Origin of the sequence: Pseudomonas kurunegalensis (assembly GCF_030291635.1) — a bacterium.
GTDB lineage: Bacteria > Pseudomonadota > Gammaproteobacteria > Pseudomonadales > Pseudomonadaceae > Aquipseudomonas > Aquipseudomonas monteilii.
In genome coordinates, this window is record NZ_CP127871.1 from 5,840,016 (window position 1) to 5,861,502 (window position 21,487).

A 21,487-nucleotide genomic window follows, 5' to 3' on the forward strand; every position below is an offset into this window, starting at 1 on the left:
TACCGATTACTCGCCAGTGGCTACGCCATGCTCCGGATCATTGATCCACTCGCTCCAGGACCCGGCATACAGCTTGCCCAACGGGTACCCCGCCAGCGCCAGCGCAAACAGGTTGTGGCAAGCCGTCACCCCAGACCCACAATAAGACACGAGCTGCTCCGGCGCGCGCCCGGCCAGCTTTTCGGCAAAGCGCTGCTTGAGCTGGTCCGCCGGCAAAAAGCGCCCATCAGCCCCCAGGTTGTCGGTAAACGCTGCGCACTGGGCCCCGGGAATATGCCCCGCCACCGGATCGATCGGCTCCACTTCACCGCGAAAACGCGGCAAGGCACGCGCATCGATCAAGGTCAGGTCACTGCTACCCAGGCGCTTGCCCAGGTGGTCGGCATCGATCAGCAGCCTGGCGTCCGGCTCACCCTTGAAGTTGCCCTCGCGTTTGGGCGGTGGGTCCAGGCTCAGCGGCAGGTGCGCGGCATGCCAGGCCTTCAGGCCACCGTCGAGAATCGCCACACCGCTGCGCTTGCCCAGCCAGACCAACAGCCACCAGGCACGGGCGGCAAAGGCACCGGGGCCGTCGTCGTACAGCACCACCTCACTGTCGTTGTCCAGGCCCCACTCACGCAGGCGCGCGACCAGCCGCTGCGCATCGGGCAACGGGTGGCGCCCGGTGCGTCCCTTGCTCACCGGCCCGCTGAGGTCGCGGTCAAGGTCGGCAAAATGCGCCCCGGCGATATGCCCCTGGGCATAACTGCGTTGGCCATAGTCCACATCCTCAAGGGCAAAGCGGCAGTCGAGAATCACCAGCTTGGGCGCGTCCAGGCGCTCGGCCAACTGCTGCGGGGTGATCAATTGCGCAAGGGGCATGACAATCTCCTGATCGATGGCACTTGGGCCCTGGGCTAAAGCTCCAGGGCCTGGTTGAACGGTACATGGAATTCCTGGCACAAGGCGTCCACGGCAGCGCGGGCGTTGTCGGTCACGTAGCCGAGCTCCAGCACCAGCACCTGATAGACGCCGCGTTTGAAAGCTTCTTCACCCAAATGCGCCGAATGTTCACGCGTGGTGCTGAGAAAACGCACCCACGATGTCAGCACGATCCAGGCATTGATGGTCAGCGATTCGATCTGTGCCGGCGCCATGGCCAGAATGCCCGCCTCGACAAAGCCACGGTAGATCGCCTGGCCCTGGCGCAGGCAGCGCTCGGAAAAACGCCGATAACGGGCGGCCAGTTCGGCATCGCTGTCCAGCAGGTGCTCCAGGTCGCGGTGCAGGAAGCGGTAGTTCCACATGGCGGCCAGCAAGGCCTTGAGGTAGAAGCGCTTGTCCTCCACGGTGGCCGCGCGGCCTTGTGGCGGGCGCAGGAAGCTGTCCACCAACTCTTCATACTGGCTGAACAACAGGGCGATGATCGCCTGCTTGTTGGGGAAGTGGTAATACAGGTTGCCGGGCGAGATTTCCATGTGCGCGGCAATGTGGTTGGTACTGACGCTGCGTTCGCCCTGCTGGTTGAACAGCTCCAGGCTGTTCTGCACGATGCGCTCTCGGGTCTTCATGCGCGGGGCCATGCTCAGCTCCCAGTCTGCGGGCCTTCTTCAAAGGGCCATCTTACGGCGTATTGCAGGTGGAATGCACCGTTCGAACGTGTGGAAAAATTCGCACCATCGTGCAAATTAGAGTATAGGCTCTAGAGATTCCCTGCCCGGACTCGACACCGCCATGAACTCGCCCAGTGCCTTGCCCTCTGTGCAATCCGACCTCGACCTTGCAGTGTTGTTCGCAACCCAGCGCCAGGCCTTTGCAGGTAACCCCCTGCCACCGGCCGCCCAGCGCCGGCAATGGCTGAAAAGCCTGCGTGAAGCCCTGTTGGCCAGCCAGGATGAGCTGATCGAGGCCATCAGCGAGGACTTTACCGGACGCAGCGCCGACGAGACCTTGCTGGCCGAGTTGCTGCCCTCGATACAGGGCCTGCGCCACGCCGAAAAATACCTGCAACGCTGGATGCGCGCCAGCCGGCGACGCGTTGGCCTGGCCTTCCAGCCAGCCCGCGCGCAGGTGCGATACCAACCGCTGGGGGTGGTCGGCATCATCGTGCCGTGGAACTACCCGCTGTTCCTCGCCATCGGCCCGCTGACTTGCGCGCTGGCTGCCGGTAACCGGGTCATGCTCAAGCTCAGCGAAGCCACACCCGCCAGTGGCCAGGCTTTGAAGCAAGTACTGGAACGGGTATTCCCCTGCGACCTGGTCAGCGTGGTACTCGGCGAGGTCGAGGTGGGCCAGGCCTTCGCCCGCCTGCCCTTCGACCACCTGCTGTTCACCGGCGCCACCAGCGTGGGCCGCCAGGTGATGCTGGCTGCGGCGCAGAACCTGACGCCGGTCACCCTGGAACTGGGCGGCAAGTCGCCCGCCATCGTGTCGGACGACGTGCCCCTGGACACCGCCGCCGAGCGCATCGCCTTCGGCAAAACCCTCAACGCCGGCCAGACCTGCGTCGCCCCCGACTATGTGCTGGTGCCGCGTGATCGGCTGGCGGCCTTCAGCGACGCCTACCAGCGCGCCGTTCAGCGCCTTTACCCACGCATCGCCGACAACCCTGACTACACCGCCATCATCAACCCGCGCCAGCTGCAGCGCTTGCAGCACCTGCTGGACGATGCCCGCGAAAAGGGTGCGCAAGTGCTCGACCTGTACCCTGGCGAGCCCCGCCAAGGCCGACGCCTGCCACCACACCTGCTGCTGGAGGTGAGTGACGACATGCAGGTGATGCAGGACGAAATCTTCGGCCCGCTGCTACCGCTGGTGCCCTACGACAGCCTCGACCAGGCGCTGGCCTACATCAACCAACGCCCGCGCCCGCTGGCGCTTTACTACTTCGGGTATGACCGGGCCGGGCAGGAACGCGTGCTGCGCCACACCCACTCCGGCGGCGTGTGCCTGAACGACACCCTGCTGCATGTGGCCCAGGACGACCTGCCCTTCGGCGGCATCGGCCCATCGGGCATGGGCCACTACCATGGCCACGACGGTTTCCTGACCTTCAGCAAGGCCAAGGCCGTGCTGGCCAAGCAACGTTTCAACGCCGCGTGGCTGATCTACCCGCCTTATGGCAAAGCCTTGCAGCGCCTGGTCTACAAGCTGTTCATCCGCTGAGGGGCAGCCTATGCACCGTCGTGACCTGCTGCGTTTCAGCCTTGGCGCCAGCATCTTTCTGAGTGCAACCGGCCTGGTCGGCTGCACCGCGCAAACCAGCGCGCAGGGTTACCAACTACTGCGCGACGACGACCTGCCACTGCTGCGTGCGCTGATCCCGGTGGTGCTGGCCGGCACGCTGGCCACCGATAAATCGGTGCTGCACAGCCTCGACCACAAGCTGGCGGCCTTGTCGCCGGAAATGCTCAAGCTCACCCGGCAACTGTTCGACGTGCTCAGCCTGCCGCTTACCCGTGGCCCGTTGACCGGTGTCTGGGGCGCCTGGGAACAGGCCAGCCCCACCCAAGTCACAGCCTTCCTGCAACGTTGGCAGGACAGCTCACTGAACCTGCTACGCATGGGCCACGCTTCATTGCTGCAACTGCTGCAAATGGCCTGGTACGAACGCCCCGAGTCCTGGGCCGCCTGCGGTTACCCCGGCCCACCGAAAATCTGAAAACAACAAGAGCATCGCCAATGCCTGTAGCCGACCCGTTTCGCCAAGGCCTCGAACGCGGCTGGATCACCCATGACGCGTCACGCCTGGAGCACGATCTTTTGCTGGAGACCGATATTGCCGTGATTGGCAGCGGTGCCGGCGGTGCCACCAGCGCACAAATGCTCAGCGCCGCCGGTTTCAAGGTGCTGCTGATCGAAGAAGGCCCGCTCAAGACCAGCAGCGATTTCCACCTGTTGGAAAACGAAGCCTATGCAACCCTGTACCAGGAGGGCCTGGGGCGCATGAGCAAGGATGGCGCCATCACCATCCTGCAAGGCCGCGCCGTTGGCGGCACCACGCTGGTGAACTGGACGTCGAGCTTTCGTACCCCGCCGCAGACGCTGGCCCACTGGGCCTCGGCCCACGGCGTGACGGGCCTGGGCGAAGATGACCTGCGCCCCTGGTTCGAACGCATGGAGCAGGAACTGGGCATTACGCCATGGGCCATGCCACCCAATGCCAACAACGACGTGCTGCGCCAAGGCTGCGAACAGCTGGGCTACCGCTGGGCGATTATCCCGCGCAACGTACGCGGCTGCTGGAACCTGGGCTACTGCGGCATGGGCTGCCCGGTGAATGCCAAGCAATCGATGTTGGTAACCCGTATTCCCGCCACCCTCGACCATGGCGGCGAACTGCTGTACCTGGCCCGGGCCGAGCGCTTCACCCACAACGGCGAGCGTATCCAGGGCCTCACATGCCAGGCCCTGGATGCCCAAGGCATACACCCCACCGGCAGGCAGATCAGCGTCCGCGCGCGCCATTACCTGCTCGCTGGCGGCGGTATCAACAGCCCGGCCCTGCTGCTGCGTTCCGACGCACCGGATCCCCATGGTCGCCTGGGCAAGCGCACCTTCCTGCACCTGGTGAACTTCAGCGCTGCGCGCTTCAAGGACCGTATCGACCCCTACCATGGCGCCCCGCAGTCCATCTACAGCGACCACTTCCAGTGGCAAGGCGGCACGGATGGCCCGGTCGGCTACAAACTGGAAGTGCCGCCGTTGCACCCGGCCCTGGCCAGCACCCTGCTGGGTGGGCACGGACAGGAAAACGCCCAGCGTATGGCCGAGTTGCCGCACACCCATGTGATGTTGGCGCTGCTGCGCGATGGCTTCCACCCCGAGAGTCAGGGCGGTGCCGTGGAGCTGCGTGGCGATGGCTCACCGGTGCTCGATTACCCGGTCACCGACTACCTGCGCGACGGCTTGCGTCGCGCCTACCGCAGCATGGCGCAGATCCAGTTTGCCGCCGGCGCTACCCAGGTCACCCCTGTGCACAGCGATGCCAGCGCCACATCCAGCCTGGAACAGGCCTTGGCCATGATCGACACGTTACGCCTGGAGCCCTTCCGCACACGCCTGGGCAGCGCCCATGTGATGGGGGGCTGTGCGCTGGGCGAAGACCCGCGCCAAGCGGTGTGTGACAGCCTGGGCCGTCACCACCAGCTGGAAAACCTGTCCGTCCACGACGGTTCGCTGTTCCCCACCAGCATCGGCGCCAACCCGCAACTCTCGGTGTATGCCATCAGCGCCAGGCTCACCGAAGCACTGGTCGCCCGCCTGGCACGCAACGCATGACAACGAATACGCCCCCTGTCTATAGTGCCATCAGCCGGCCGCATGACTTGGCCGGGGCGCCGTCGCTGCGCTACCATCCGACTCCCCAACGCACTCCAGCCAGGATGACGCGATGAACCGAGTGTTGTACCCGGGTACTTTCGACCCCATTACCAAAGGCCATGGCGACCTGGTCGAGCGCGCTTCGCGGCTGTTCGACCATGTGATCATCGCAGTGGCGGCCAGCCCGAAGAAAAACCCCCTGTTCCCGCTGGAACAACGGGTGGCGCTAGCCCGTGAGGTCACCAAGCACCTGCCCAATGTCGAAGTCATCGGCTTCTCTTCCCTGTTGGCGCATTTCGCCAAGGAACAAGGCGCCAACGTCTTCCTGCGTGGCCTGCGTGCCGTGTCCGACTTCGAGTACGAGTTCCAGCTGGCCAACATGAACCGGCAACTGGCCCCCGATGTCGAGAGCCTGTTCCTCACGCCTTCGGAACGTTATTCGTTCATTTCCTCGACGTTGGTCCGGGAAATTGCCGCACTGGGTGGGGATATCAGCAAATTCGTCCATCCGGTGGTGGCCGACGCGCTGACCGAACGCTTCAAGAAGTAAGCCTGATCGCCTGATTGTCGCGCCCGCGTGCACTGCGAGCGCGAATGCGGCACAATTGTGCCCATTGCGTTGAACATGCCCGGGCGGTGAGCCCCGGCCGGAGTCCCCATGTCCCTGATCATCACCGACGATTGCATCAACTGCGACGTCTGCGAACCCGAGTGCCCGAACGAGGCCATCTCCCAAGGCGAAGAGATCTACGTGATCGACCCTAACCTGTGCACCCAGTGCGTGGGCCACTACGACGAGCCGCAGTGCCAGCAGGTCTGCCCGGTCGACTGCATCCCGCTGGATGAAGCCCACCCGGAAACCGAAGAGCAGCTGATGGCCAAGTACCGCCGCATCACCGGCAAGGACTAAGCCCCCTCAAGCCTGCCTCCGCGCGGTCCCTGTAGGAGCGGCCTTGTGTCGCGATGGGGTGCGAAGCGCCCCCAAAAATTTCAGCCCCGCTGCAGAAATTGCCGGGGCCGCTGCGCGGCCCATCGCGACACAAGGCCGCTCCTACAGGGGACCGTACTCGCCTATGAAGCTTAGCGCTGGCAGCGCGGGCAATAGACGCTCGCCCTTTGCCCCAGCTTCACCTCGCGCAGTTCCGTGCCGCACACCTTGCACGGCTGCCCGCCGCGACCATAAACGAACAATTCCTGCTGGAAGTACCCCGGCTGCCCATCGCCCCCGATAAAGTCGCGCAGGGTGGTGCCCCCTTGCTCGATTGCCGCCGCCAGCACCCGCTTGATCTCGATCGCCAGCTTCAGGTAGCGCGCCCGGGAAATCCCGCCCGCCTCCCGGCGTGGGTCAATCCCTGCAGCAAACAGTGCCTCGGTGGCGTAGATGTTGCCCACCCCCACCACCACTGCGTTATCCATGATGAAGGGCTTGACCGCCATCGACCGCCCACGCGACAGCTGGAACAGGCGCTCGCCGTCGAACAGGTCGGTCAACGGCTCTGGCCCCAGGCGCAGCAGCAATTCGTGGTTCAGCGGGTCCAGGCTCCACAGCATGGCCCCAAAGCGGCGCGGGTCGGTGTAGCGCAGCATCAGCCCCGATTCCAGCTCGATATCGACATGTTCATGCTTGGCCGCCGGCAAACCCAGCTCAACAAGCCGCAGATTGCCTGACATGCCAAGGTGGCTTATCAACGTGCCGACTTCAGCATTGATCAACAGGTACTTGGCACGCCGCTCGACGCTGACAATGCGCTGCCCCGACAGGCGTACATCCAGGTCTTCCGGGATGGGCCAGCGCAGGCGCCGGTCGCGTACCACCACACGGCTGACGCGTTGGCCTTCCAGGTGCGGCGCAATACCGCGCCGGGTGGTTTCTACTTCTGGCAATTCCGGCATGTGTCAGTGCCCGCCCAGCTCGCGAATGTTCTGTTTGAGGTTTTCGAAATCGTATTCCGACAAACCAATGTAATCGAGCACCAGCGGGCCTACCACATTCCATTCATGGTCCACCGCCTGGTTGCCCAGTACCCGGTAGGACGCGCAAATGTGCTCGGCCATCTTCAACACCGCCAGCAGGTTTTTCAGCTGGCTCTGGGTATTGCGCGAACTCTCGTCGCGAAACACCGCCAAGGCGTTATGGTGGTTGGCGATAGCCGCGCTAAGGTGCTCGGGCAGGCGCCACGACTTGGCGGTGAAATAGCCGACCACCGAATGGTTGGTGTTGAACGTATGGTTTTCAGTATCGACCACGCGCGTTTCTTCGCCGGCCTTGGCGTAGGCCTCCTCCAACACCTCCATGTAATTGGGGAAGCGCTTGAGCATCAACGGCACGCCGCAGTCATGGAACAGGCCCAGTGTGTACGCCTCGTCCGCTGCCTGGATACCGGTGCGCTTGGCCAGGGTCAGGCAGGTGTTCGCCACGTCCTGAGCGGTATCCCAGAAGCGGTTGAGGGTAACGATGGTCTCATCGCTCATCTCGCCCTTGATCGACTGGGCGTTGATCAGGTTGATGATCGAACGGCTGCCCAGCAGGTTCACCGCGCGCTGGATCGAGCCGATCTTGTTGGACAGGCCGAAGTGCGGCGAGTTAACCAGTTTGAGCAAGGCACCTGAGAGGCCCGGGTCTTGGGAAATCAGCTTGGCGATGGTTTCCAGGTCCGGGTCAGGCATGTACTGCTCGAACTGCAGGTCAACCATGATCTGCGGTTGCGGCGGGATGGTGATGCCTTGCAAGGCTTGCTGGATCTGTTCGGCGCTGAGTTCTTGGGACATACGTGCACACTCGTTTAGGACGGGGGATTCTAACCCAGTTGCGTGCGCAAGCGCTTTGTCGCGCCTCGAACAGAAGTGCGGGCCAACAGGTTATACTCCCGCTCTTTTTTCCCGGAGCGACGTCATGTCCCTGCCCAGCCTTCGCCTCAAAGCCAATGCCGACCGCCGTCTGCGCGCCGGCCACCTGTGGGTCTACAGCAACGAAGTCGACGTCAGCGCGACCCCGCTGCAAGGCTTCCAGGCCGGTCAGCAGGCTGTTCTCGAGGCAGCCAACGGCAAGCCTCTGGGCATCGTTGCACTCAGCCCGAACAACCTGATCTGCGCCCGCTTGCTGTCGCGCGACATCAAGCTGCCGCTGGACAAGTCGCTGCTGGTTCACCGCCTGAACGTCGCCCTGTCGCTGCGTGAGCGCCTGTTCGACCAGCCGTGCTACCGCCTGGTCTATGGCGACTCCGACCTGCTGCCGGGCCTGGTGGTCGACCGCTTCTTCGACATCCTCGTGGTGCAGCTGGCCTCGGCCACCATGGAAGCGCACAAGGACGACGTGATCGCCGCCCTGGTTCAGGTGCTCAAGCCAAGCGGCATCCTGTTCAAGAACGACTCCGCCGCGCGTGATGCCGAAGGCTTGCAGCGCTATGTCGAAACCGTCTACGGCGAAGTACCGGACTGGGTGCCGCTGGAAGAGAACGGCGTCAAGTTCGAAGCCCCGGTACGTGAAGGCCAGAAGACCGGCTGGTTCTACGATCACCGCATGAACCGTGCACGCCTGGCCCCCTATGTAAAAGGCAAGCGTGTACTCGACCTGTTCAGCTACATCGGTGGCTGGGGCGTGCAAGCTGGCGCCTTCGGCGCCAGCGAAGTGTTCTGTGTCGATGCCTCGGGCTTTGCCCTGGATGGCGTGGAGCGCAACGCGGCACTCAACGGCATCAGCGAGAAACTGACCTGCATCGAAGGCGACGTGTTCGAGGCCCTGCGCGAACTGAAGGCCGCCGAAGAACGCTTCGACGTGATCATTGCCGACCCACCCGCCTTCATCAAGCGCAAGAAAGACCTGAAAAACGGCGAAGCGGCCTACCGCCGCCTGAACGAGCAGGCCATGCGCATGCTGAGCAAGGACGGCATCCTGGTCAGCGCCTCGTGCTCGATGCACCTGCCCGAGGACGACCTGCACAACATCCTGCTGACCAGCGCCCGCCACCTGGACCGCAACCTGCAGCTGCTCGAACGCGGCGGCCAAGGCCCGGACCACCCGGTGCACCCGGCCATTGCCGAGACCCGCTACATCAAGAGCATCACCTGCCGGTTGCTGCCGAATAGCTGATCTCTGCTAAAAAGGGCCGCCAGGCGGCCCTTTCCTGCCGCAAACTCCCCGCCAACCATCCACATCTGCATTCCCTCGCCGCGCCAGCGGTGTAGAATCGGCCTATTCATCGCCAGTCATCCCCGGCGGGTTTATGAGCTCTGGCCAAGCACGCGGCGATCCCGCGCGGTCTTCGGCCTCATCCGTGCCAGTGGCAACCGGCCTGCGGCGCAAAGGACAAGAGAAGCTCACTCCCCTTTTTGTGACCTGATTAAGCCGCCAGGAGTGTTTCATGCCTGATTATCGTTCCAAGACTTCCACCCAAGGCCGCAACATGGCCGGCGCCCGTGCCCTGTGGCGCGCCACCGGGATGAAGGACGAAGATTTCAAGAAACCGATCATCGCCATCGCCAACTCGTTCACCCAGTTCGTCCCGGGCCATGTGCACCTGAAGGACCTGGGCCAGCTGGTCGCCCGCGAAATCGAGCGCGCCGGTGGCGTGGCCAAGGAATTCAACACCATCGCGGTCGATGACGGCATCGCCATGGGCCACGACGGCATGCTGTACTCGCTGCCAAGCCGCGAGATCATTGCCGACGCCGTGGAATACATGGTCAACGCCCACTGCGCCGACGCCATCGTGTGCATTTCCAACTGCGACAAGATCACCCCCGGCATGCTGATGGCCGCCCTGCGCCTGAACATCCCGGTGATCTTCGTTTCCGGCGGCCCGATGGAAGCCGGCAAGACCAAACTGGCCAGCCACGGCCTGGACCTGGTCGACGCCATGGTCATCGCCGCCGACTCCACGGCCTCCGACGAAAAAGTCGCCGAATACGAGCGCAGCGCCTGCCCGACCTGTGGTTCGTGCTCCGGCATGTTCACCGCCAACTCGATGAACTGCCTGACCGAGGCCCTGGGCCTGGCCCTGCCGGGCAACGGTTCGACCCTGGCCACCCACGCCGACCGCGAGCAGCTGTTCCTCACCGCCGGCCGTACCATCGTCGAGCTGTGCAAGCGCTACTACGGCGAGAACGACGAGTCGGTACTGCCGCGCAGCATCGCCAACTTCAAGGCGTTCGAAAACGCCATGATGCTCGACATCGCCATGGGCGGTTCGACCAACACCATCCTGCACCTGCTGGCCGCCGCCCAGGAAGGCGAGGTGGCGTTCGACCTGCGCGACATCGACCGCCTGTCGCGCAAAGTGCCGCAGCTGTGCAAAGTGGCGCCGAACATCCAGAAGTACCACATGGAAGACGTGCACCGTGCCGGCGGCATCTTCAGCATCCTCGGTTCGCTGGCCCGTGGCGGCCTGCTGCACACCGACCTGCCGACCGTGCACAGCCGCAGCATGGAAGAAGCCATCGCCAAATGGGACATCACCCAGACCGATGACGAAGCCGTGCACACCTTCTTCAAGGCAGGCCCTGCCGGCATCCCGACCCAGACCGCGTTCAGCCAGTCGACCCGTTGGGAAACCCTGGATGACGACCGCGAAAACGGCTGCATCCGCAGCTTCGAGCACGCTTATTCGCAAGAAGGCGGCCTGGCCGTGCTGTACGGCAACATCGCCCTCGACGGCTGCGTGGTCAAAACCGCCGGTGTCGACGAGTCGATCCACGTGTTCGAAGGCACCGCGAAAATCTTCGAAAGCCAGGACAGCGCCGTACGCGGCATCCTCGCTGACGAAGTGAAGGCCGGCGACATCGTGATCATCCGCTACGAAGGCCCGAAAGGCGGCCCGGGCATGCAGGAAATGCTGTACCCGACCTCGTACCTGAAGTCCAAAGGCCTGGGCAAGGCTTGCGCCCTGCTCACCGACGGCCGCTTCTCGGGCGGTACCTCGGGCCTGTCGATCGGCCACGCCTCGCCGGAAGCGGCTGCTGGTGGCGCCATCGGCCTGGTGCGTGACGGCGACAAGGTGCTGATCGACATCCCTAACCGTTCGATCAACCTGCTGGTAAGCGATGAAGAGCTGGCTGAGCGCCGCATCGAGCAGGACAAGAAGGGCTGGAAACCGGTCGAAGCACGCCCACGCAAGGTGACCACCGCGCTGAAGGCCTATGCCCTGCTGGCGACCAGTGCCGACAAGGGTGCCGTGCGCAACAAGGCTATGTTGGAAGGCCTGTAAGAAGCGTCTGAAAACACCAACCGGCGCCCCGTGCGCCGGTTTTTTTTGCTTTTCTGCTCCCATACTGCCTAAAAAGCAGCCTTAGGGGGCAATGGCAGCCATGAGCTGGAAAAGCCTGCTGTACAGCGTGACCATAGGGTACGTATGCCTGGTACCCACCTCTACCCAAGGTCAGGAGCGTGCAATGACCGGAGCCATCAGTTTCAGGGGCTCGGTACATGTACCTGGTTGTCGCCATGCCTGGGATGCCGAACAAGGGCGCTTGGTGCTTACCGATTGCCCCAGCGCCATCCCCCTATCAGACGCACCTCCTGCCCACTTGCAAGCCAAGAACATTTTCTCTGGCGAGTACGCCACGGTCATTCATCAAGAGACCCAGGCCGGTCACACGTTCGCCGTCCACGACCGCTACGGCAAACGTGTTTCCAGCGGCAGTTATCGAATCACGGTACACGTACCATGAGCCTACTGGATCTGCTCCGGCGTCACGATCACCCAGTTCTTGTCCGCCGTCACCGGCAGCCCTTCCTTGGCCTGCGCCGCCGCATTCTTGGCAATCATCCCGTTAAGCTGGTCCATGTACTTGGCCTTGCGGTTTATCCACAGGTGGATGCCGCCCTTGCCCACATCCACCCCATGAAACTGCATGTAGCCATCACTGGTTGGCGTGTCGCCGCCCACCAGCACCGGCTTCTTCCATTCATCGATGTAGGTGAGGATCGCCGCCTGCTTGCCCGCCATCCAGGTGGCCGGGGTCCACAGGTACGGGGTCAGTTCCAGGCCTTCGTTGGCCTTGGCGTCATAGTGTCCGGCGCTGATCTGCTTGCGTGCCGTGGTCAGCTGGCCATTGGCGCGGTCTTTCAGCAGCAGGCTCACACCAATCACGTTCTGCGGCTTCACGTTGTAGCCGTACTTGGGGTCTGACGCGACCATGCGCACCAGCTCTTCCGAAGCCGCCGAGATCACGTACACCTCGATGCCGTTCTCCATCAGCTTGTTGTACAGCTCGGCCTGGCCTTTGAAGACCTTGGGCGGCTGTACCTCGATGGCCTTGACCTGGTCCCCGTCGTAATAGGTACTGGGGATCGGCTTGGTGGAGGCCATCAGCTCATCCACCTGCACTTTCAGCTCCTTCAGGGTAAAGCCCGAGAACACCTGAGCCACCCACGGATAGCAGACCATGTCGTCAACTTCGCACAACCGGTAGTAGTAGCTGAACAGGCTTTCCTTGTGCTCGGCGGTGTCCTTGAACGGCATCAGCTTCAACGACGGATCGAGCTTGTCGCGGCTCAGCAGCCCCTTGTTTTCCATGAATGGCAGCAGGGCCTCTTCAAGGTCATAGCGGTAACTGGTGTTGTCCATGTCGAACACCGCGTAATTACCTTTGTTGGCATTCGCGGCAATCATGCTGTCGAGCTGTTTGGCTGCGTCTGCTGGCCAATGCTTGAGCTCGGTGGCGAAGGTTTCGATACTGAACAGCAGAGACAGGCCGAGGGCCACGGCTTTAGGGGCGCGCTTCATGTACGAATCTCCTGAAATGACCCGGAAACGCTAGTGCAACATTCCCCGTCAACGGCCCTCCATAACGACCTCCATGCAGCTGCAAACGCCGTGTTCATTGCAATCTGCGACACGCCGTTATTCCATAAACGACTATGCACATTCCATTTGGATATAAATTCGTTTGTTTTCAGCCTGTTAGCATTTCCGTTCGCAATCGCTCACAGAGGCGATGCTTCCTTTGCTTTTTTCCGCTGGAGCTTCAATGAACCTGCCGCTGTCTCTTAACCTGCTGGCATTCCTGGCCCTGTTGCTGGGCCTGGCACAAACCCGCCGCACCGACTGGAGCCTGGCCAAGAAGGTGCTGCTGGGCCTGGTGCTGGGTGTGCTCTTCGGCCTTGCCCTGCACACGGTCTACGGCGCTGGCCACCCGGTGCTCAAGGCCACCATCGCCTGGCTCGACCTGGTCGGCAACGGCTATGTCGGCCTGTTGCAGATGATCGTCATGCCGCTGATCTTCGCCTCGATCCTCAGCGCCGTGGCACGCCTGCACAATGCCTCTTCGCTGGGCCGCATCAGCGTGCTGAGCATCGGCACCCTGCTGCTGACCACCGCCATTGCCGCGCTGATCGGCATCGTGCTGACCAACCTGTTCGGCCTCAGCGCCGAAGGCCTGGTGGCCGGCGCCCAGGAAAGCGCACGCATGCAGGTTATCCACAGCGACTATGCCGGCAAGGTCGCCGACCTCAACATCCCGCAGCTGCTGCTGTCGTTCATCCCCAGCAACCCGGTGGGTGACCTGGCGCGGGCCAAGCCGACTTCGATCATCAGCGTGGTGATCTTTGCCGTGTTCATCGGCCTGGCTGCCTTGCAACTGATCAAGGACGATGCCGAGAAAGGCGAACGTGCCCTGTCGGCCATCGACACCCTGCAAGCCTGGGTGATGCGCCTGGTGCGCGTGGTGATGAAACTGACCCCGTATGGCGTGCTGGCGTTGATGACCAAGGTCGTGGCCAGCTCGAACATGGAAGACATCCTCAAGCTGGGTAGCTTCGTGGTGGTGTCGTACCTGGGCCTGGCGCTGATGTTCGTGGTGCACGGCATCATCCTCGCCGCCACTGGCGTGAGCCCGCTGCGCTTCTTCCGCAAGGTGTGGCCGGTGCTGACCTTCGCCTTCACCAGCCGCTCCAGCGCCGCCAGCATTCCGCTGAACATCGAGGCGCAAACCCGTCGCCTGGGCGTGCCGCAATCCATCGCCAGCTTCAGCGCCTCGTTCGGCACCACCATTGGCCAGAACGGTTGCGCCGGCCTCTACCCCGCCATGCTGGCGGTGATGGTGGCGCCGGCGGTAGGCATCGATACCTTCGACCCGCTGTGGATCGCCACCCTGGTGGCCATCGTCACCCTGAGTTCGGCAGGCGTTGCCGGCGTGGGCGGCGGGGCCACCTTTGCTGCATTGATCGTGCTGCCGGCCATGGGCTTGCCGGTGGAGCTGGTGGCGTTGCTGATTTCGGTAGAGCCGCTGATCGACATGGGCCGTACGGCGTTGAACGTGAACGGTTCGATGACGGCGGGCGTGGTGACCAGCCAGTTGTTGAAAGAGACCGACAAGGCTGTGCTGGCGGGCGATGAGCATGCCGAGTTGAGCCATACCTGACGGATCACCCGGGGCTGCTATACAGCCCCAATATCCCGTAACGCAATGGCATGGGAAGTGGGCAACAGGCGGCTGGCAGCATCGCTATACTGCTAGCTCGCCTTAGCGAACACTCCAAGGGAAAGGCAACACCATGCCCCAGTACGACATGACCCAGGCCGAAGCCGAAAAGCTCCGCATTGAGGTGGCCAAGATCCGCGTCGAAGTCGACAAACTGGTGGCCGAGACACGCAAGCTGAATGCCGAGGCCGTCAAGATGACCCGCGAGACCTTCTGGTACCCGGTTGCCATCGCCGTCGGTTTCGTCACCACCGTGGCGACTGTCACCGCACTGATCATCAAGCTGCTCACCTGAGCATCACCGCTCATGGGGACCAGCTGTCTTGCTGTGCCTGCGATAGGGTTGCAAAGCAGCCCCGGCAATCTCAAACCTTGTCCCAGACCTCGAAGTGATAGGCAGGCTTACCTTCTTCAGCCTGCGCCTCACTCGACGCCAGCCTCCACTGCCCCTCATCAAACGCCGGGAACCACGCATCCCCTTCCGGTGCCATTTCCACCCGCGTCAGGTACATGCGGCTGACCAGCCCTTTCTCCAGCGCCTGCCCATACAGCTGCGCCCCGCCAATCAGCATCAGCTCTTCAACGCCCTGCTCACGCGCCCACTGTTCGGCCCGCACCAGCGCCTCCTCCAGCGAAGCGAACACCTCGGCGCCAGCCAGCTCAAGCCCCGGCTGGCGGCTGACGACGATGTTCAACCGCCCGGGCAGTGGCCGCCCCAGCGAGTCCCAGGTCTTGCGCCCCATGATGATCGGCTTGCCCAGGGTGGTGGCCTTGAAGTATTTGAAATCCCCCGGCAAATGCCAGGGCATGGAGTTGTCGATGCCGATCACGCGGTTTTCAGCGTATGCCGCGATCAGGCTGAGAGGGAGTGATGTATTCATGCCGGCGAGGATAGCACCGGGCGTGTGGGTTATGCTTCTGCCCTGACCTGTGCAATGGAAGACCTTGTGACTGCACCCACTTCACTGGACAAGCGCTGGCTCACCGAAGCGGTACGCCTGCGTGAAGAACATGCCGGCCCTCTGGAAGACCAGGAGGCCAACCGCCGCGCCCGCCAACTGGGCGGCGACCTGGCGGCCCGTATCGAAACCCGTGCGCTGTGCCTGGCCGAACGCGACGGCATGACTGTCGCCTTGCACCACTGGAAGCAGGGTGCGCGCCTGGCGCTGCTGGCCTTGTTGCTGCTGGCCGTGCTCAGCGGCGCCGGCATGGCGCTGGCCGCCCTGGGCGATGGGCAACGGCCGGTCAACGTATTCTGGGCCTTGGGCAGCCTGCTCGGGCTGAACCTGTTGATGCTGCTGGGCTGGGCCGTCGGCTTTGCCATCAGCGGCGAGCACGGCGCGGGGCTGGGCCGCCTGTGGCTATGGCTTAGCGAACGCTTTGCCCGCGATGCCAAGGCCGCGCACCTGGCACCTGCGCTGCTGGTGCTGCTGCAACGCCAGCGCCTCAACCGCTGGTTGCTCGGCCTGCTGGTACACGGCCTGTGGCTGCTGGCGATGCTCACCGCGCTGGGCATGCTGCTGGCGTTGCTGGCTACCCGGCGTTATGGCTTTGTCTGGGAAACCACGCTGCTTGCCGCCGACCCGTTCATCCACCTGACCCAGGCCCTGGGCGCCCTGCCCTCGCTGCTGGGCTTTGCCATACCCGACGAGGCCATGATCCGCGCCAGCGGCGACACCTTGCCCGCGCTGGACCTGGCCCGCCAGGCCTGGGCCAGCTGGCTGCTCGGCGTAGTGCTGGTGTATGGCCTGCTGCCGCGCTTGCTGCTGGCCGCGTTGTGCCTGTGGCGCTGGCGCCAGGGCCGCGAGCGCCTGACGCTGGACCTTAGCCTGCCCGGCTACGCGCACCTGCGAGATGCGCTGATGCCCCGCAGCGAGCGCATCGGCGTGCAGGACGCGGCCCCCGAGGCTTTGCCACAGTTTGCCGCCGGCCAGCTGGAAAGCGGCAGCAGCGGTGCCCTGCTGGTCGGCCTTGAACTGGACGACCAGCGCCCCTGGCCGCCCGCCTTGCCCAAAAACGTGACCGATGCCGGTGTGCTCGACAGCCGCGAATCGCGCAACCGCCTGCTTGAACAACTTAGCCGCTTCCCGCCGGCACGCCTGGCCATCGCCTGCGACCCACGGCGCTCGCCCGACCGCGGCAGCCTGGCACTGCTCGCCGAACTGGCGCGCAATGCCGGTGCGACCCGAATCTGGCTATTACAGGCCGCGCCTGGTCAGGCCCTCGATGCCCAGCGCCTGGGTGACTGGCACGAAGCCCTCGACCGCCTTGGCCTGGCGCACGCCGACACCTCGCCATTGACCTGGCTGGAGCATGGCCATGACTGAGCCGCTGAAACTGGCCGTGGTCGGCCACACCAACGTCGGCAAGACCTCGCTGCTGCGCACCCTCACCCGTGACGTCGGCTTTGGCGAAGTCTCCCACCGCCCCAGCACCACCCGCCATGTGGAAGGTGCGCGCCTGTCGGTGGACGGCGAACCCTTGCTGGAGCTGTACGACACCCCGGGCCTGGAAGACGCCATCGCCTTGCTCGACTACCTCGAACGCCTGGAGCGCCCGGGCGAGCGCCTGGACGGCCCGGCCCGCCTGGAGCGCTTTCTTCAGGGCAGCGAAGCACGCCAGCGCTTCGAGCAGGAGGCCAAGGTGCTGCGCCAGCTGCTGGCCAGCAATGCCGGCCTGTACGTGATCGATGCGCGTGAGCCGGTGTTGGCCAAATACCGTGACGAGCTGGAGGTGCTGGCCAGCTGCGGCAAGCCATTGCTGCCGGTGCTCAACTTCGTCGCCAGCCACCAGCATCGCGAGCCGCAATGGCGTGAAGCCCTTGCCAGGCTTGGGCTTCACGCGTTGGTGAGGTTCGACAGCGTGGCCCCACCCGAGGATGGCGAGCGGCGTTTGTACGAGAGCCTGGCCCTGTTGCTGGAAGACGCCCGCCCGGCCCTGCAACGGCTGATCGACGACCAGCAGGCGCAGCGTCTGGCGCGCCAGCACAGCGGCAAGCGCCTGATCGCCGAGCTGCTGCTGGACTGCGCCGCCTGCCGGCGCAGTGTCGAGGCTGAGCCGGCGGCCGAAGCCCGGGCCATCGAAGCGCTACGCCGGGACATACGTCAGCGGGAGCAGCGCTGCGTCGAGGCATTGCTCAAACTTTATGCCTTCCGCCGCGAAGACGCCCATGCCAGCGACCTGCCATTGCTGGATGGCCGGTGGGGTGACGACCTGTTCAACCCCGAAACCCTGAAGCTGCTGGGCGTGCGCCTGGGCAGCGGTGTGGCGGCCGGGGCTGCCGCCGGTGCCGGGGTTGATTTGCTGGTTGGCGGCCTTACCCTCGGTGCAGCGGCCTTGGCAGGGGCGATTGCCGGCGGCGCGCTGCAGACGGCACGCAACTATGGTTCGCGGTTGATGGGCAAGCTTAAGGGCAAGCGCGAGCTGACCGTGGACGACACGGTATTGCGCTTGCTGGCCTTGCGTCAGCAGCAGTTGATGGTTGCGCTGGACAACCGCGGGCATGCGGCTCAGGACAGCATTCGGCTGGGAGCGCTGGATGAGAAGACGTGGCGGGAGGGCAAGTTACCAGAGGCGCTGGTCAAGGCGCGGGCACATCCGCAGTGGTCGACGCTCAATCCAGGGTCGAAGCTGAATCAGGCTGAGCGGCAGGAACAGCTGGAGGCGCTGGTTTCTCAGATCTGAGGAGGCTGCCAAGTGTAGGCTTTGAGGAGTGTGTCGCCTGTGAAATCGAGCGCCGCCCGCGCGGCGCATCGCGAGCAAGCTCGCTCCTACATTTGTTTCGGGCCAATTATTTCTGTGGGAATCGCGCGCGTACGCCTTGGTGCATGTCTCGATATCGCGTCGTACAAACAAGGCGGTCGCGCGCACTGGCGCAGGCGATACTGGCCCGAAACAGATGTAGGAGCGAGCTTGCTCGCGATGCGCCGCGCGGGCGGCGCTCGATTTCACAGGCGACACACCCCTCAAGACGTGCTCCCGGCAGCCCTCATCCAATCACTGCTGGGCCACCTTCTCCGACTTACCGTCATAGCGCTTGCGCCATTCAGCCAGAATCTGGTCGCGGTTCTTCGAGGCCCAGGCAAAGTCGTTCTTGATCAGGCGCTGCTCATAATCCGCTGGCAACTCGGTCTGCGGTTTGGCAATACCCGGCGCCGCCAGCACGGCGAAGTTCTCCTTGTACAGCTCCATGGCCGCAGGGCTTGCCGAAAAATCGGCCAGACGCTTGGCCGCATCCGCCTTGGGCGAGCCCTTGATCACGGCGGTCGCCTCGATCTCCCAACCCAGGCCTTCCTTCGGCAATACGATGTCCAGCGGCGCGCCCTGGCGCTTGAGCTGCACGGCCGGGTATTCGAACGAGATACCGATCGGGAACTCGCCCGCCGCCGCCAGCTTGCACGGCTTGGAGCCGGAGTGAACGTACTGCCCGATGTTCTGGTGCAGCGCATCCATGTAGGCCCAGCCCTGCGGCTCACCAAAGGTCTGCAACCAGGCACTCACGTCAAGGAAGCCGGTGCCCGAAGAAGCCGGGTTAGGCATGACGATCTTGCCCTTGTATTCCGGCTTGGTCAGGTCTTGCCAGCTCACCGGTTTGCTCAGGCCCTGCTTTTCGGCCTCGATGGTATTGAAGCAGATGGTCGCGGCCCACACGTCCATGCCCACCCAGGCCGGTGGGTTGGCGGCATCGCGGTAGTTGGCGGCGATCTTGCCCAGGTCTTTCGGCGCGTAGGCTTCCAGCATGCCGTTCTGGTCGAGAATGGCCAGGCTGGACGCCGCCAGGCCCCACACGGCGTCAGCTTGCGGGCGGTCTTTCTCGGCCAGCAGCTTGGCGGTGATGATGCCGGTGGAGTCGCGTACCCACTTGATCTCGATGTCCGGGTTGGCCTTTTCGAAGGCCTGCTTGTAGCTCTTCAGCTGTTCGGCTTCCAGGGCGGTGTAGACCGTCAGCTGGGTACCGGCGGCCAAGGCCTGCAGGCTGAACACGGCAGAAACGGCAGCGGCAAGTGCAAGGTGCTTGTACATGGGTAGATTCCTTACAGGTCAGACGGTCGCGGCGCGTTGGCGCCAGGCTTGGGAGCGGCGCAGCAGGCCGCGTGAGGCTGCGGCCAGCAGCAGTGAAGCGCCGGCACTGGTCAGCAGAATCAGGGTGGACATGGCAGCAGCACCGCCCACGTTGCCGGCGTCGTCCATGTTCAGCACGGCAACGGCGGCCAGAATGGTGTCGGGGCTGTACAGGAAGATCGCCGCCGACACCGTGGTCATGGCCGAAACGAACAGGTAGCGGATGATGTCCAGCAGCGCCGGCAGGCAAATCGGCACGGTCACCCGTACGAAGTGCTTGTACAGCGGTGCCTTCAGCGACAGCGCGGCGGCCTCGAACTCGCCGTCGAGCTGGCGTAGCGCAGTGGTTGCGGTCATCTGTGCGGTGGTCAGGTAGTGAGCAATGGTGCACACCACCAGCAGCCCCATGCCGCCATACAACACATGCAGCGGGTTGCCGTTCAGGTTGAAGAAGAAGACGTAGCCCAGGCCCAGCACCAGGCCTGGCACGGCCATGGGGATGAAACTGAGCAGGCGCAGCATCTGGTTAAGCAGGCGCTGGCCCTGGGTTTTCTCCATCAGGTAAGCACCGGTGAAGATCACGATGCTGCCGATCAGCGCGGTGCCAATGGCCATGGTCACGCTGTTGCGATAAGCCAGCCAGCCGCCACCGGCGGTGTCTTCGAACATGTAATGGCGCAGCGACAACGACAGGTTGTACGGCCAGAAGGTGACCAGCGAGGAATACACCGCCATGCCGATCACCAGCAGCAACGCCGCGCACACCAGCAGCACGATGGCCAGGAAGCAAGCATCTCGGCTGCGCGATGGCTTGGGCTCGAACACCTGGGCACGGCCGCTCATGGCTTCGCCTTGGCGCCGACGCAGCCAGGCATCGACCGTGAAGCTGAACAGCGCCGGCAGCAGCAGGACCATGCCGATCAACGCGCCACGGCCGAACTGTTGCTGGCCCACCACCGCCTTGTAGGCCTCCAGCGCCAGTACCTGATAGTCACCACCGACCACGACCGGTACACCGAAGTCGGTGATGGTCAGGGTGAACACCAGGCAGAACGCCGCGAATACCGCTTGCCGCGTGGCAGGCCAGGTGATGCTGGTAAATGCCCGGCACGGGCCGGCCCCCATGCTGGAGGCCGCATCGAACAGCCGGGCATCGGCCAACGACAGCGCCGACAACAGGATCATCAGCGCATGCGGGAAGGTGTAGATCGCCTCGCCCAGCACGATGCCCCAGAAGCCGTAGATGTTGTCGCTGAGCAACCCGCGCAGCAGCCCCTGGTTACCAAACAGGTAGACCAGCGCGATGGCCGGCAGCATCGACGGCGCCAGCAGCGGCAGCAGGGAAATCCCCCGCCACACGCCCTTGGCCGGAATCCGCGTGCGTTGCAGCGCATAGGCGAACAGGTACGCCAGCGGCACCACGATGGCCGCCACGGTGAAAGCCACCGACAAACTATTGCCCAGCAACCAATGGAAATTGTCGCTGGCGAACAGTTCGCGGGCTGCCAGCAGGCCGCCACCCTGGCCCGCGTCAGCGCTGAAGCCACGCCAGAAGATCGCCAGCAGTGGCATCAGCACAGCCAGCACCAGAAGGATCAGCAGCAGGCTCTTGCCGCCGACGACGAACAACCGGTCACCCAGGGCGACGCCAGTACGTGGCGCGGCGTTGGCCTGGCTCAGCGGCAGGGACATTGGCGCGGCCATC

20 protein-coding genes are annotated in these 21,487 nt (G+C 63.9%); 12 read left to right on the forward strand and 8 right to left on the reverse strand.

What is annotated here, in order from left to right; translation table 11 throughout:
- Positions 1-6: 6 nt before the first annotated feature.
- Both QQ992_RS26575 and QQ992_RS26580 read right to left on the reverse strand, forming a co-directional pair.
- Positions 7-861 carry a sulfurtransferase gene (locus tag QQ992_RS26575; RefSeq protein ID WP_104833789.1) on the reverse strand — a complete coding sequence of 285 codons (855 nt, stop codon included), beginning with the start codon at positions 859-861 and terminating at the stop codon, positions 7-9.
- A gap of 35 nt (positions 862-896) precedes the next feature.
- Complete coding sequence (locus tag QQ992_RS26580) at positions 897-1,562, reverse strand: TetR/AcrR family transcriptional regulator (protein ID WP_019097917.1); 666 nt, start codon at positions 1,560-1,562, stop codon at positions 897-899.
- Positions 1,563-1,713: 151 nt separating this feature from the next.
- Between QQ992_RS26580 and QQ992_RS26585 the strand changes: the two genes are divergently transcribed.
- From QQ992_RS26585 to QQ992_RS26605, 5 genes are all read left to right on the forward strand, one after another.
- Positions 1,714-3,144, forward strand: coding sequence for a coniferyl aldehyde dehydrogenase (locus tag QQ992_RS26585; RefSeq protein ID WP_286111654.1), 1,431 nt, complete (start codon positions 1,714-1,716; stop codon positions 3,142-3,144).
- Positions 3,145-3,154: 10 nt separating this feature from the next.
- Positions 3,155-3,640 (forward strand): twin-arginine translocation pathway signal protein, encoded by a 486-nt coding sequence (locus QQ992_RS26590; protein ID WP_198749325.1) that lies wholly within the window; start codon positions 3,155-3,157, stop codon positions 3,638-3,640.
- Between the two features lie 20 nt (positions 3,641-3,660).
- The gene (locus QQ992_RS26595; RefSeq protein WP_286111656.1) at positions 3,661-5,259 is read left to right on the forward strand and encodes a GMC family oxidoreductase; all 1,599 of its coding nucleotides are present in this window, start codon (positions 3,661-3,663) and stop codon (positions 5,257-5,259) included.
- 112 nt (positions 5,260-5,371) lie between these two features.
- Positions 5,372-5,851, forward strand: a complete 480-nt coding sequence (coaD, locus tag QQ992_RS26600; RefSeq protein WP_016502083.1) for a pantetheine-phosphate adenylyltransferase — start codon at positions 5,372-5,374, stop codon at positions 5,849-5,851.
- A 108-nt stretch (positions 5,852-5,959) separates the two neighbouring features.
- The gene (locus tag QQ992_RS26605; protein WP_016489663.1) at positions 5,960-6,211 is read left to right on the forward strand and encodes a YfhL family 4Fe-4S dicluster ferredoxin; all 252 of its coding nucleotides are present in this window, start codon (positions 5,960-5,962) and stop codon (positions 6,209-6,211) included.
- Positions 6,212-6,381: 170 nt separating this feature from the next.
- Here QQ992_RS26605 and mutM read toward each other — a convergent pair whose 3' ends face one another.
- Both mutM and QQ992_RS26615 read right to left on the reverse strand, forming a co-directional pair.
- Positions 6,382-7,194, reverse strand: a complete 813-nt coding sequence (gene mutM, locus QQ992_RS26610; RefSeq protein WP_010955661.1) for a bifunctional DNA-formamidopyrimidine glycosylase/DNA-(apurinic or apyrimidinic site) lyase — start codon at positions 7,192-7,194, stop codon at positions 6,382-6,384.
- Between the two features lie 3 nt (positions 7,195-7,197).
- Positions 7,198-8,016, reverse strand: a complete 819-nt coding sequence (locus tag QQ992_RS26615; RefSeq protein WP_174244685.1) for an HDOD domain-containing protein — start codon at positions 8,014-8,016, stop codon at positions 7,198-7,200.
- A gap of 178 nt (positions 8,017-8,194) precedes the next feature.
- On the opposite strand from QQ992_RS26615, the gene QQ992_RS26620 reads away from it, so the two are divergent.
- From QQ992_RS26620 to QQ992_RS26630, 3 genes are all read left to right on the forward strand, one after another.
- On the forward strand, positions 8,195-9,391 hold the full coding sequence (locus tag QQ992_RS26620; protein WP_060513580.1) for a class I SAM-dependent rRNA methyltransferase: 1,197 nt from the start codon (positions 8,195-8,197) through the stop codon (positions 9,389-9,391).
- 271 nt (positions 9,392-9,662) lie between these two features.
- Entirely contained in the window at positions 9,663-11,504 is a 1,842-nt protein-coding gene (gene ilvD, locus QQ992_RS26625; RefSeq protein WP_286111657.1) for a dihydroxy-acid dehydratase, read from the forward strand.
- Positions 11,505-11,688: 184 nt separating this feature from the next.
- Positions 11,689-11,967, forward strand: coding sequence for a hypothetical protein (locus QQ992_RS26630; protein ID WP_286111658.1), 279 nt, complete (start codon positions 11,689-11,691; stop codon positions 11,965-11,967).
- Between the two features lie 2 nt (positions 11,968-11,969).
- On the opposite strand, the gene QQ992_RS26635 is transcribed toward QQ992_RS26630, so the two are convergent.
- Positions 11,970-13,025, reverse strand: coding sequence for an HAD family hydrolase (locus tag QQ992_RS26635; protein ID WP_286111659.1), 1,056 nt, complete (start codon positions 13,023-13,025; stop codon positions 11,970-11,972).
- 244 nt (positions 13,026-13,269) lie between these two features.
- On the opposite strand from QQ992_RS26635, the gene QQ992_RS26640 reads away from it, so the two are divergent.
- The gene (locus tag QQ992_RS26640; protein ID WP_119371757.1) at positions 13,270-14,661 is read left to right on the forward strand and encodes an L-cystine transporter; all 1,392 of its coding nucleotides are present in this window, start codon (positions 13,270-13,272) and stop codon (positions 14,659-14,661) included.
- A 133-nt stretch (positions 14,662-14,794) separates the two neighbouring features.
- Positions 14,795-15,016, forward strand: a complete 222-nt coding sequence (locus tag QQ992_RS26645; RefSeq protein ID WP_433963101.1) for a hypothetical protein — start codon at positions 14,795-14,797, stop codon at positions 15,014-15,016.
- A 70-nt stretch (positions 15,017-15,086) separates the two neighbouring features.
- Here QQ992_RS26645 and QQ992_RS26650 read toward each other — a convergent pair whose 3' ends face one another.
- A complete protein-coding gene (locus QQ992_RS26650) occupies positions 15,087-15,602 on the reverse strand; it encodes a dihydrofolate reductase (RefSeq protein ID WP_286111660.1) in 516 nt (171 codons plus the stop codon).
- 54 nt (positions 15,603-15,656) lie between these two features.
- Between QQ992_RS26650 and QQ992_RS26655 the strand changes: the two genes are divergently transcribed.
- Both QQ992_RS26655 and QQ992_RS26660 read left to right on the forward strand, forming a co-directional pair.
- Complete coding sequence (locus QQ992_RS26655; RefSeq protein WP_286111661.1) at positions 15,657-17,048, forward strand: DUF2868 domain-containing protein; 1,392 nt, start codon at positions 15,657-15,659, stop codon at positions 17,046-17,048.
- Positions 17,041-18,405, forward strand: a complete 1,365-nt coding sequence (locus QQ992_RS26660; RefSeq protein WP_286111662.1) for a GTPase/DUF3482 domain-containing protein — start codon at positions 17,041-17,043, stop codon at positions 18,403-18,405. The genes QQ992_RS26655 and QQ992_RS26660 overlap by 8 nt, the downstream gene beginning before the upstream one ends.
- A gap of 312 nt (positions 18,406-18,717) precedes the next feature.
- On the opposite strand, the gene QQ992_RS26665 is transcribed toward QQ992_RS26660, so the two are convergent.
- Positions 18,718-19,743 (reverse strand): putative 2-aminoethylphosphonate ABC transporter substrate-binding protein, encoded by a 1,026-nt coding sequence (locus QQ992_RS26665; protein ID WP_060709864.1) that lies wholly within the window; start codon positions 19,741-19,743, stop codon positions 18,718-18,720.
- 18 nt (positions 19,744-19,761) lie between these two features.
- Complete coding sequence (locus QQ992_RS26670; protein ID WP_286111663.1) at positions 19,762-21,486, reverse strand: putative 2-aminoethylphosphonate ABC transporter permease subunit; 1,725 nt, start codon at positions 21,484-21,486, stop codon at positions 19,762-19,764.
- Between the last annotated feature and the right edge of the window lies 1 nt (position 21,487).